This is a genomic window from Klebsiella sp. BIGb0138 (assembly GCF_004342285.1).
Lineage (GTDB): Bacteria > Pseudomonadota > Gammaproteobacteria > Enterobacterales > Enterobacteriaceae > Klebsiella.
The window spans coordinates 319730-332170 of the sequence record NZ_SMCV01000002.1; the positions used below are offsets into that span (position 1 = coordinate 319730).

At 55.1% G+C, this 12441-nt stretch carries 10 protein-coding genes; 3 read left to right on the plus strand and 7 right to left on the minus strand.

Going from position 1 to position 12441, the window contains the following annotated elements:
* Positions 1-36: 36 nt before the first annotated feature.
* From EDF73_RS27925 to EDF73_RS05985, 6 genes are all read right to left on the minus strand, one after another.
* On the minus strand, positions 37-858 hold the full coding sequence (locus tag EDF73_RS27925; RefSeq protein ID WP_207896601.1) for an aromatic amino acid lyase: 822 nt from the start codon (positions 856-858) through the stop codon (positions 37-39).
* Positions 777-1700 carry an aromatic amino acid lyase gene (locus EDF73_RS27930; protein ID WP_207896603.1) on the minus strand — a complete coding sequence of 308 codons (924 nt, stop codon included), beginning with the start codon at positions 1698-1700 and terminating at the stop codon, positions 777-779. The genes EDF73_RS27925 and EDF73_RS27930 overlap by 82 nt, the downstream gene beginning before the upstream one ends.
* A gap of 81 nt (positions 1701-1781) precedes the next feature.
* Entirely contained in the window at positions 1782-3119 is a 1338-nt protein-coding gene (locus EDF73_RS05970) for an MFS transporter (RefSeq protein WP_132727058.1), read from the minus strand.
* A 19-nt stretch (positions 3120-3138) separates the two neighbouring features.
* The gene (locus EDF73_RS05975) at positions 3139-4791 is read right to left on the minus strand and encodes a urocanate hydratase (RefSeq protein ID WP_132727061.1); all 1653 of its coding nucleotides are present in this window, start codon (positions 4789-4791) and stop codon (positions 3139-3141) included.
* On the minus strand, positions 4788-5888 hold the full coding sequence (locus EDF73_RS05980) for a DUF917 domain-containing protein (RefSeq protein ID WP_132727064.1): 1101 nt from the start codon (positions 5886-5888) through the stop codon (positions 4788-4790). The genes EDF73_RS05975 and EDF73_RS05980 overlap by 4 nt, the downstream gene beginning before the upstream one ends.
* 228 nt (positions 5889-6116) lie before the next feature.
* A complete protein-coding gene (locus tag EDF73_RS05985) occupies positions 6117-7013 on the minus strand; it encodes a LysR family transcriptional regulator (protein ID WP_132727067.1) in 897 nt (298 codons plus the stop codon).
* 176 nt (positions 7014-7189) lie between these two features.
* Here EDF73_RS05985 and EDF73_RS05990 point away from each other — a divergent pair, with 176 nt between their 5' ends.
* The 3 genes from EDF73_RS05990 to EDF73_RS06000 all read left to right on the plus strand — a co-directional run bounded on the left by EDF73_RS05990 (position 7190) and on the right by EDF73_RS06000 (position 11300).
* Positions 7190-8557 (plus strand): amidohydrolase family protein, encoded by a 1368-nt coding sequence (locus tag EDF73_RS05990; protein WP_132727070.1) that lies wholly within the window; start codon positions 7190-7192, stop codon positions 8555-8557.
* 13 nt (positions 8558-8570) lie between these two features.
* Positions 8571-9854 (plus strand): Zn-dependent hydrolase, encoded by a 1284-nt coding sequence (locus EDF73_RS05995; RefSeq protein ID WP_132727073.1) that lies wholly within the window; start codon positions 8571-8573, stop codon positions 9852-9854.
* Between the two features lie 204 nt (positions 9855-10058).
* A complete protein-coding gene (locus EDF73_RS06000) occupies positions 10059-11300 on the plus strand; it encodes an MFS transporter (RefSeq protein ID WP_132727075.1) in 1242 nt (413 codons plus the stop codon).
* Between the two features lie 87 nt (positions 11301-11387).
* On the opposite strand, the gene phoH is transcribed toward EDF73_RS06000, so the two are convergent.
* The gene (gene phoH / locus EDF73_RS06005) at positions 11388-12176 is read right to left on the minus strand and encodes a phosphate starvation-inducible protein PhoH (RefSeq protein ID WP_207896605.1); all 789 of its coding nucleotides are present in this window, start codon (positions 12174-12176) and stop codon (positions 11388-11390) included.
* Positions 12177-12441: the final 265 nt, after the last annotated feature.

Sequence of the window (12441 nt, forward strand, 5' to 3'; positions counted from 1 at the left end):
ACGCAACACGATGTCTGGCGACCGGAAAACGAATGGCTATTTCTTCGTCACATCTTGCATATCGAATGCCTTCACAACCTGTGCCGCCGCGGCGAAGTCCGGGCTGAGCGGGTGGTCGCTATCCATAAATTTCACCTGGCGTCTGAGCGCATCGTATAACACGCTGGTCGGCTGCGACATGGTGAAACCGTTTTTCTTCTGCTTACGCAAATCAATCGCCTGTGCGTCATGGACCAGTAAAATGCCCAAAAGCTGATAGCTGTTATCGATTTGTCTCTGCAGACGCTGCGCGACCTCTGGTGCATTCGTCGCGATGTCTTCAATATCGCCCGCAACCGGCATGTAATCCAGCGATACCGGCATCGCCAACGCTTTATTGCGCATCGCCAGCGACATCACCGGTTTTTCCATCGCCCCAAAGGCATGAACGGTATTCTCCGTACCGAGAAAACGTGTAAGCCCGGTAAATGATGGATTATTTAGTTTTACGACCTGCTGAGCATTGGCCAACGAGTTGTGGGCCAGCGCCAGGCTGAGCTGTTCGAAGGAGATAACCCATGGCAAGGGCTCAAAGTTGGCGGTTGGCAATACGGCACCTTTCACCCCATCTTGATCCACATAGCCCAGACGATCCTGCGGGCGGTCCGATGGCGCGGCAACGTCGATAGCGACACCGGGGTTGTCATCCGAACTATTGAGCTGTATCAGTAGCTGGTCATAGGCCAGCTGATAGCTGCGCTGTAGTTCGGCAAGTAAATAGACACCGGAACGGAAGCTCAGCGGGTCCTGCAACGGACGGCTGTCGTCATGTTCCCACAAGCTGGAGCCCGCCAGCAGGGTGCGCAGGTGTTGACCCATCGCCACCACTTCAGGGTAGGAACGCAAGGCCAGAGTATTTCAAGGAAAGGAGAAACGTTACCGTTCAACGCTTCAAGGCTGGTGGCATAAATCAAGGAATTAAGGGGCAGCAGATGAGCCAGGGAATTCAGCGCCAGCGCGGCGCTGGCCGCAGAATACGCATTCGAACTTAAAATGGCTAATGCGTCTTTGGCATAAGGGACAACAACCGACGTTTTGCTATGGTCCAGTGCGAGTTGTGCCGGAACTTTTTTCCCCTGATAGTACACGTCGCCTTCGCCTATCATCGCCAGGCCGATATGGCTGATAACCGTAATGTCCCCCTCGCCGATTGAACCATCACACGGGATAAGCGGCGTGATGCCCTTATTGAGAAAGCTGACATAGGCGTCGATGACTTCAGGCTGCACGCCACCGCCGCCGGTTAACAAGGTATTTAAGCGGGTAACCATTGTCGCACGAGCCGCACGCTGGCTCATTGGTTCACCGATGCCCCCCGAATGGGCGTGCAGCAAGCCAATATTAAATTTCTTTGACGCCGCGATCACTTCATCGGTCAGTTTACCGTGGACATCGACCATCGGACGGTCTTTATTCAAACCGACGCCCACCGTCAGGCCATATATTTTTTGTCCATTCTGCGCCGCTGCAATCAGCACCTGATGCGCTTTTTTTACCCGGTCGGTAGCGGCTGGAGAAATAGCGACCGTTTCGCCATCCGCCACGCTGGCAATAATGGCTGGCGTGATGGTGTGTCCATCGAGAGTGACGGTAGACCTGCTCAGCTGGCTGTAGCTCAGCGTGAGCAAGGCAATCATCGAAAGGGAGAACTTTGCTGGCATAGAGAAAACCCTCTTATTATTGGTGATGCTGTATGAGTCAGGAAATGGATTAATTACTATTTTTATATTTATATCGGTTGGTTAATCTTTTCCTCTGGCCTTCTGACGCTCAATCCTGACTAAAGCAATCATCGCCAGAATACTGGCAATCATGACGTACCACGCCGGGGCGAACCGCGTTCCGATGTTTTCGGTCAGCCAGGTCAGCACTGCCGGAGCAAAGCCGCCAAAGAGGGTCACCGCAAGGTTGTAAGAAACCGACATCCCGCTGGCGCGAACATCGGTGGGGAAAAGTTCAGACAGCGCCAGAGGAGCCACGCCAACGAACAGCGATACCAGGATACAGAACAGGCTTTGCACCAGAATCAGCGTCCCGGTGGTATGCGAAGCATCAAGCAACAGCAGCAGTGGATAGCTGCAGATGAGCAACAAGCCGGCCCCCACCATCAGTAACTTATGCGAGCCGATACGATCGGAATAGCTGCCTGCGACAACACAGCCCACCACCATAAAGCAGTTACCAATCAGCGCCGCGAGGAAGGCCTGGTGGCTCTCAAAATGCAGCTGACGTTGGACATAAATCGGCATGAAGATGATCAACGAGTAGACGCTAACGGCCCACAGAACAGACAGACCGGTACCGAGTAATACCGCGTTGCTGTGCGTTTTAAACAGCTGTAGCAGCGGCATCACCGGTTGGATCTTCTCTGCCTGACGGCGGGCCTGTTCTTGAACAAATAGCGGCGTCTCCTCCAGCGTTTTACGCATCCACAAACCAATTGGCGCGATAGACAGACCGATAATAAACGGTATGCGCCAGCCCCAATCGCCAATCTGTTCATGGCTGAGGGTCAACGTCACCACGGTGGCGACCAGCGCGCCAAAGATGTTGGAGATCCCCATGCTGGCCTGTAGCCAGGAGGCATACTGTCCCTTCTTTTCGGCCGGAGCATGCTCGACCAAAAAGGCCGCCGCGCCGCCCACTTCCCCTCCAGCGGAGAAGCCTTGCAATACCCGGCCACACAGAATCAACAGCGGTGCGCCAATGCCAATGGCGCTATAGGGTGGCGCAAACGCAATGATGGCGGTTCCCACGGCCATCGTCATAATTGTCAGCGTCAGCGCGGCTTTGCGCCCTACCCGATCGCCATAGACCCCGATAGCCAGCGCCCCCAGAGGACGGATCACAAAACCGAGCCCAAACGCTAAAAAGGCTTCGAACAACTGCGCCCCGGCATCGGCTTGATGAAAGAAGTTCTGCGCGATGTAGACGGCAAAAAAGGCATAGATGGAAAAGTCGTACCATTCCAGCGCATTACCGATTGATGCAGCCGCAATCGCTTTATAGCCCTTATTGCGTTGTCCCGGTACGGACTGACACACCCGAGCGGTCAAGGGAGAAATCGTGCTTTTTGTCATAATGACCTCATACGCAAGGCTAGATGGCCGACGATAAATTAATATAAGGAATTGATTTTTCTTTTATTTCATCCAGAGATTCCTGATATCCCGCATCGGCATAGCGCATCACGCCGGTACTGGTATCATTGGTCATGGCGAGCTGCAGGCGCTGGGCCGCGGCATCTGAGCCATCGGCCACCACCGTCACTCCGGAGCTGGTCATATAACCGCTATATCCACCGCCGCCGGAATGAATAGCCACCAGATCCGCCATTGAGGCGCAATTCACCAGAGCATTGAGTAGCGGCCAGTCGGCGATGGCATCTGAGCCATCTTTCATCTTTTCAGTCATAATGTTGGGATGGGCCATTGCCCCCGCATCCAGATGGTCACGGGTGAAGGCAATCGGCCCACTCAGACGGCCATCGGCAACCATGCGGTTCACCTCCAGCGCCAGTTCCGTTCGCTCGCCATGGCCAAGCCATGCGATTCGCGCGGGTAAACCTTCGAACGGCACTTTCTCACGGGCCAGACGGATCCAGTTGCTGACAATTTTGTTATTGGCAAAACGATCTAATAAATAGTTATCGATGAGCCTGATGTCATCGCTGTTATTGGACAAGGCGATCCAGCGGAATGGTCCGATAGCGCGGCAGAACAGCGGGCGCAGGAAGGCCTCGGTAAAAATGGGGATCTCAAAGGCGCGTTCGACGCCGCCTTGATGGGCGTGGGTGCGGATAAGATTGCCGTTATCAAACACCACGGCGCCTTTATCCATAAACCCCAGCATGGCGGTGACATGCTGGACGATCGAACGACGGCTGGCATCCATCAACACATCAATATCGTTCTCCCGCTGGGCGGCAGCCTGTTCCGGCGAGTAACCTGAAGGCACATAGCCGTACACTAAATCATGGGCAGCGGTCTGGTCGGTGACGATATCGGGGATGATACCTTTCGCCAAAATAGCAGGATAAACATCGGCAGCGTTGGCAAGCAAACCGACTGAAATGGGTTGGCGATCGTGCTGCGCATTGCGAATGAGCGTCAGCGCATGTTCAAGGTCCTGCGCCTGATACTGCAGAAAGCCGTTTTTCAAGCGCTTGTCGATACTCTTTTGGTTGACCTCTACCGTGAGAATAGCCGCTCTGGCCATGGTACCTGCCAACGGTTGAGCCCCGCCCATCCCCCCCAGACCGGCGGTAAGGATAAAGCGCCCGGCCAGGTCATTATCAAAGTGCCGTTCCGCAATGCGTGAGAAAATCTCATAGGTACCCTGAATGACGCCTTGTGAACCGATGTATTGCCAGTCGCCGGCGGTTAAGCCCCCCCAACAGATCAGATTGGCCTTTTCCCAACGATAAAAATTGTCCGCTTTGGCCCACTGACCGACCATGTTGCAATTGGCCATAATAACCAGCGGTGCGTTGACATGGGTTTGCAGGAGGCCGATCGGCTTGCCGGACTGGACCAGCAGCGTTTGATCTTCACGCATGGTTTGCAGCGCTTGCACAATCGCATCGTGTGAAGGCCAGTCGCGCGCGGCGCGGCCTAATGCGGCATAGACCACCAGTTCGTCAGGTTTTTCCCCGACGGCCAGTACATTTTCCAGCAAACGGAGCAAGGCTTCCTGGCGCCAGCCTAAGCAGCGCAGCTGATTACCCGAAGTCACGCTGAAGGTCCTGGTCATTTTAGGGCTCCTTGCTGAATATGGCTGAACAATTCGATACCCAAAACCTTCTCGACGGGCGGATAAACCGCAGGATCGGTAACCGATGAAGAGAGCGGGATCTGGCTATGGTGCTGGTGAAAAATCACAATTTCGAGGCCCGGTTTAAGCTGCCCTGCGCTGACAGGGTTGCCCTGCATATCCAGGGTGGTAATGATGTCGGGATAGGTGGCAATGCGCTGGCCATGGCTGTCCTCCACCGCCATATGCTCATTCATGACATGTATGCGACGCAGGTTTTCTCCCTGACCCACGTCGATAATGCCGACGTCAAAAGCCTCATCGGTATATTGCAGGGTGGTTTGCGTCACTTTACCGCTACCGATGATCTGCCCCCCGGTGTGGTTGCAAATTGCATCGATCGTCGCGCTGCCGCCCTTTTTACTGGCGGAGATAATGGTTTCACCAAGAGAGAGGGCCAGGCTGATACCGCCGTGTGCGGCATGCTGGCGCACATAAGAACCACGGATCGGATTACGGCAGCTGGCGATAAAGCCACCGGACATATCCGAGGCTTTACGCAATATGGGGGAGACTTTGGCGGTCGCGCCTTTGACGACGAGCTCAATATAGGCATGACGCTTGCGGTTGCCGCCAACGGCCGCCTGAATCATGGGTTGTGTGCTGGAAGCAAGGCCTAATGACCCCATATCGCCAGTAGGATGGGCGCGCAGGTCCCCCACCGCATCGACCACTTTAGTACCGAGAATAGCGGACGGTAGCCAGCCGTTTAGCGTACTGGACATCCCGTTTTGCCCGATAATCAGCCCATAAATGGGCTCCCCCAGCTCTTTTTGTACCAGCTGGACGGCTTTAACATAGTCGACACCGAGCATTTCCCAGTCGGTCAGCCCCCCAGGCGCACCAATGGCTGCGGCGGTGGCAATCCAGGCACTGTCGGCAACCTCTTCCATCGTGACCAGCTCAGGACGACCAATGGTGACGGCCATTTTGCCCAACTCCAGCCCATGTTCGACCCAACCGCCGCCGCCACAGGCAAACACTGACCCACCCTTCACCGCGGCTTCGACATCAGCCAGCGTTAAAATTCGACCCATTGCTATTCCTCCAGAAGTACAGAACCAGTAATCCGGCCTCAAAGTGCATAATTAATGAATAATCATTGCGGCCTTTGTTCGATACTAGAGGGCACCTGGTCAAAATGTCATATTACTTTTTGGCCACGGCGTATAACAAAATGTTAACGGTCGAAAAATTCAAAGCCGTTGTGCTTGACCAGAAAAGATGTGAAACAACGCTAAAGTGTGAGGGGGATAAAAAACAGGCTATCTCGACCAGTGCACCTGAATAGATTCCAGGGTGGTGATAAATTCCTGAGCTAATCGTGAAAGCGGTTCATACATCCCGTGGATGATGCTAATGGGCGTTTTAGCCGTGGGTGAAATGGGACGAAAGACGACGTTTGTCCATACCGGGCCGCTGGCGGTAATTTCATCAATCAAGGCGATGCCGACCCCCGCCTGAACCAAAGCACAAGCCACGTGAATCTGCTGTGATTCAACGATGGGACGTACAACAATACCTTCATTATTAAAGAGTTGGCGGACAATCTGGCCAATGGGGATATCTGAGCCATAGCCAATAAACGGTTGGCCAACCAAATCCTCCACATTGATAATGTTTTTTGCCGTAAGCGGATGAGTAGCCGGGAGCGCCACCACTAAATGATTCTCATACAGCACCCGGGACTGCACGTTCGGATGACCTTCATGCAGAAAGGCAATCCCTAATTCCACCTGCTGGGTCAGGACTGCCTGAAGTAAAACATCGGGGATCATGGTATGCAAAATCACCCTGGCGTCCGGCAGCGTTCGGTGAAATTTGGCAATGGCATTGGGAATTAAACCCTGCCCAAGGCTCGGGCTACAGGCAATCCTCAGATGCCCCATCCGGTTTTGAATCAGATCTTCTGCAACTTCATTGACCCGCTGCACGCCGAGATAGACCGAGTTGACCTCGATAAACAGATGCCGCGCTTCCGGAGTGGGATAAAGCCGTCCTTTTATGCGTTCAAACAGCGATAACCCCAGACGCTGTTCGGTATAGCTGATTAAGCGCGAAACCGCCGGCTGAGAAACATGTAATAGTTTTGCCGCGCCGCTGATTGAACCCGTCAACATAATGGCGCGAAAGACTTCAATTTGTTTGAGATTTAAGCGCATTGCACCCTCAATAAAGTTAACACAATGTTATGCATGAGTGATAAATAAGCATAAGACATAATACATACAGCCACCCTACACTAGACGCAGACTTTGGAAAAGGGCCCGACTACTCATCGGTCACATATGCATTTTTATGCAAAATTTTCGCTAAAAGTTATAAGGGAGCGTTGGTCATGGCTGTGCAGAAAAAATGGGACATCGTGGTAAAGGGAAACCTGGTCGATGCCGACAGCATCACGCCTGATGGCTGGATAGCTATCGACGAGGGGAAAATTATCGCCACCGGCAGCGGCCAGCCGCCGCAGGCAGAGAGAACCATCGACGCCAGCGGCAAATGGGTCATCCCCGGCGTGATCGATGGGCAGGTACACTCAGGCAGCCAGGCCAATCAGGAGGGACTCGGCCGGGCCTCACGCGCAGCCGCAGCGGGAGGGGTGACGGTGATGGTGGATATGCCTTACGACGACCCTGAGCCCGTTGCCAGTCGCCGCCTGCTGGACAATAAAATTGCTGAAATTGAACGCGACTGCCATGTAGACGTAGCGCTATTCGGTACGCTCAACCACAAGCAGGGTTTTGACGCAGCGGCAGGGTTGATTGAAGGCGGCGTCTGCGCGTTTAAATTCTCGACTTTCGAGGCGATGCCCGGCCGCTTCCCTCGGGTTGAGGAAGACGACCTGCAGTATGCATTTCAGCTGATCGCCCCAAGCGGTTTAGCCTGCGCGGTACACAACCAGATGCAGGAAATGACGCGCAAAAATATCCAACGCATGATGGCGGAAAACAATACCGGCTGGGACGCATTCATGCGTGCTCACACTCCCCTGATCGAAAACCTGGCGACCGCGCAGCTGTATGAAATTGGCGCGGTAACTGGCGCCCGCGCGCATGCGGTTCACGTTTCGACCTCGCGCGGATTTGAGATTTATAAAATGTACAAAAATGCCGGCTATCCGGTCTCTATCGAAACCTGCGTTCAGTATCTGATGCTTAACCATGAAGAACACACTTTAAGGCTAGGGGCAAAAACCAAACATTACCCCCCTATTCGGCCAAAATCCGAGTCCGAACGATTATGGGTCCATATTGCGCAAGGGGATTGTACATTTGTCTCTTCTGACCACGTCAGCTGGGGACTGGAGCGTAAAAGCGATGCGAATATTTTCAAAAACGCCTCCGGCGGACCGGGACTGGAAACGTTATTACCTGCGCTGTGGACCGGATGTGAGCAGCGCGGGATTTCGCCCACCACGGTTGTTCAGCTGTTGTGTCGCAATCCGGCGCAACACTTCCTGCTGGATGACCGTAAGGGGTCATTTGCTACCGGGAAGGATGCCGATTTCGTCATTCTGAATCCTGAAAGCTATCGTTTCGATCCCTCTGGCAGCCTGTCGGCGGTGACCTGGAGCTCATTCGCCGGCATGGCGTTTACCGTGCGCATTGAACAGACATGGTGCCGCGGTATGCAGGTCTTTCACCACGGCAAAATCGTCAATCAGGCCGGCGATGGCCAGTTCCTCCGCCCACGCCGGGTCGCCTAAAGAAGAGAACATCATGACAACACCACACCATGAAATCGTCCACGATCGCGATCTCATTAATTCCGCCCGCCTGTGGACCAACGCCAATACGTTAGCAACCATTACGCTACCGAATGTGCCATGGACCCGCCGGGCCTTTACGCCGTTATTCAGCGAAGGCCGCCAGTGGTTAAAGCTCAAAATGGAGCAAGCTGGCCTGAGCGTCGCTCTTGATGCGGGGGGTAACCTGATCGGTCGCCGGGCCGGGCGACGCCCTGACCTGCCACCGCTGGTAATCGGTTCTCATAGTGATACCGTGGTTGGCGGCGGACGTTATGATGGCATTATCGGTGTCCTGGCCGGCATCGAGATCGCATTCAGCCTCCAGGAACGGGGGATACAGCTTGAACATCCGCTGGAAGTGATCGATTTCTTGTCGGAAGAGCCGAGTGATTACGGTATTTCCTGCGTTGGCAGCCGAGCTTTTTCCGGATCGCTCGATAGCGGCATGCTAGCATCTAAAAACCATGCCGGAGAAACGTTGGCGGAGGCGATGGTACGGGTTGGCGCGAAACCCGAGCTATTAACGGCGCCGATACGTACCTCAGGCAGCACGGCGGCATATATTGAACTGCACATTGAGCAAGGTCCGGTACTGGAAAACGCGGACCTACCCATTGGCGTAGTGACGCATATCGTGGGGATCCGCCGCGTGCGGATACTGGTGCACGGCCAGCCGGACCATTCCGGCACCACGCCGATGGATGTACGCCGGGATGCTTTAGTCGGCGCCGCACAGGTGATAACTCTGGTACATCAGGCGGCTAGCGCCCGAAGCGGCAACCCGCACTACGTCGTGGCAACGATTGGCCGTATCGCGATGACTCCGAACGCGCCCAACGCGGTTCCCGGCTGGGTTGAACTGATGCTTGAAGTCCGCAGCGACAGCCAGCAGGTTCTGGACACTTTCCCTGAAGACATCATGCAAATGGGTGAATCATCGCTGGCAAGCCTGGGTCTATCCGCCACGCTGGAGCATGTGAGCCGCGCCAGCCCGACGCCTTGCTCCGATATCGTGATGCAGGCGATAGCAGAAGCCGCGGGCCGTTTACAGCTCGCGTATCGACATCTGCCAAGCGGTGCAGGCCACGACGCCGTCTATGTTGCGCCGACGGGTCCGGTAGGGATGGTCTTTATCCCGTGCCTGGCCGGGCGAAGTCATTGCCCGGAAGAATCGATTACCGAACAACAGCTGGCGAATGGCGCAGCGGTCGTCGCGCAAACTCTGATGAATCTGGATCGTCGCCTGGCAGGCTAATTCGCTCCGTTCCCCAGCCGAAGGAGGTACGCCAGTATCTCCTTTATTATTCATGATGATCCATCGGCACAGCGAGGTATCTGGCGATATCCTGACTTTGCGCCGGTTTTGCTGGCATCTCCTGACCTTATCCCCCCTTGCCTGTAGATTGCGGCCGCTGACAAATTTATACTTGGCGCACAATTTTAACCCTAAGGCCTGGACATGAAGTTCTCTTCCCCACTAAACAAACGCGGCGTAACGCCGGCTAAAGCGATGGTCGCCGCGATCAGCGGTTATGCAATGGATGGCTTTGATCTGCTGATCCTGGGTTTCATGCTGCCCGCCATCAGCGCTTCACTGGCGCTCAGCGCCTCTCAGGCAGGTTCCCTCGTCACCTGGACGCTGGTTGGCGCGGTACTGGGCGGGATTTTTTTCGGCCATCTCAGCGATCGCCTGGGGCGTATTCGCGTCCTGACCTTCACGATTCTGATGTTCTCGGTCTTTACCGGCCTCTGTGCGGTCGCGCAGGGCTACTGGGATCTGCTGGCCTATCGTACCCTTGCCGGGATGGGGTTAGGCGGTGAGTTCGGCATCGGTATGGCGTTGATTGCCGAAGTCTGGCCCGCCAGTAAACGCAATCGCGCCTCGGCATGGGTCGGCATCGGCTGGCAGCTTGGCGTGCTGCTTGCCGCTTTTATCACCCCTCTTCTGCTGGATATCATCGGCTGGCGCGGGATGTTCCTGGTCGGGCTGCTGCCCGCTCTGGTCTCATTTGCCATTCGCCGCGGCATGGGGGAACCCGACGCGTTTACCAAAGATATCGCGGTCACCCAGGAGGTCTCCTTCGCGACCCGTCTCAGGATGCTGTTCGCCGACCGCACTACCTCGAAGGCCAGTATCGGGATCCTCATTCTGTGTTCGGTGCAGAATTTTGGCTACTACGGCCTGATGATCTGGATGCCCAGCTATCTGTCCTCCAGTTTTGGCTTTTCTCTCACCAAATCCGGGCTCTGGACAGCGGTCACCGTGGTGGGAATGACCTTCGGCATCTGGCTGTTTGGCGTGCTGGCGGATCGCTTCTCGCGCTGGAAAATCTTCCTGATTTATCAGGTGGGCGCCGTGGTGATGGTGATTATCTACGCTCAGCTGCGCGATCCGACCATCATGCTGTTTACCGGGGCGGTTATGGGGATGTTTGTGAACGGGATGATCGGCGGTTACGGGGCGCTGATCTCGGATACCTATCCGCTCAAAGTGCGCGCTACTGCGCAAAACGTCCTGTTTAACCTGGGGCGCGGCGTCGGCGGCTTTGGCCCGCTGGTGATTGGGCTGTTCGTCAGCCACTGGTCCTTTAGCGCGGCCATCACGCTGCTGGCCCTGCTGTACCTGCTGGATATTTTCGCCACCCTGTTCCTGCTGCCGAAAAAACAGGGCAGCGAAGATGCGCTGGGGGCGATAGGCTAACGGGGGTTATCGCTTCGAAGCCGGCGTTCCCGCCGCGTCAAAATAACAAAGCCCGGGGTTTCCCGGGCTTTGCACAACAGATAACGGTTAGTAGTAGGCTTTCAGCGTTCGCTGGCAGAGCATCGAACGGACGCAATCATCGGCGGTAAAGCGGACGATACCGACCATTTCGTCTTCCTCAAAACGCGCCAGCGCATCGACCAGGCCGGACTTCACGCCAGAGGGTAAATCACACTGGGTAATGTCGCCGTTGACGATGACCGTCACGTTCTCCCCGAGGCGGGTCAAAAACATTTTCATTTGCGCTGCCGTCACGTTCTGCGCCTCGTCCAGAATCACGACGGCATTTTCAAATGTACGTCCGCGCATATAGGCGAACGGCGCGATTTCCACCTTGCCGATTTCCGGCCGCAGGCAGTATTGCATAAAGGAAGCGCCCAACCTCTTCACCAGCACATCATAAACCGGGCGGAAATAGGGAGCGAACTTCTCGGCGATATCTCCCGGTAAGAAGCCGAGATCTTCGTCGGCTTGCAATACGGGACGGGTAACAATAATCCTGTCCACATCCTTATGTACCAGGGCTTCGGCCGCTTTCGCCGCACTAATCCAGGTTTTCCCGCACCCGGCTTCGCCCGTAGCAAAAATCAGCTGTTTATTGTCGATGGCATGCAAATAATGCGCCTGAGCGTCATTGCGCGCCTCAATTGGAGAAGTATCACGGCTGTCCCGCGCCATGCCAATTGCTTCTACGCCACTCATTTGCACAAGCGATGTGACCGATTCTTCTTCGCGTTGCTTATGGCTGCGCGAATCGCGTCTCAGCACACGTTTTGCCTCACGACGAGCTTTGATCACTGCTTTTTGTCTTCCCATGGATAGCACCTTGCGTTGTTGGTTTACATCACACGCGTCAGCATCGACGCGATTATGCGCACAAACGATTGAGGTTTGGCTTCCTTTTAAGCCATTGCTTGCCTGTTGAATTGACAATGAGTCACGGCTACGCGCACCGCGTACCCTGTCAGGGTTCGGTTGTTCTGTGGTGGTGGAAGGAGGTGACTTTACGCTGACGAAGTCGCTGCCGGAGGTGTGTCCTCCGCGCTGAAGAGTGCGGTGTGTTGTTTTGCGTTGTCCGGTA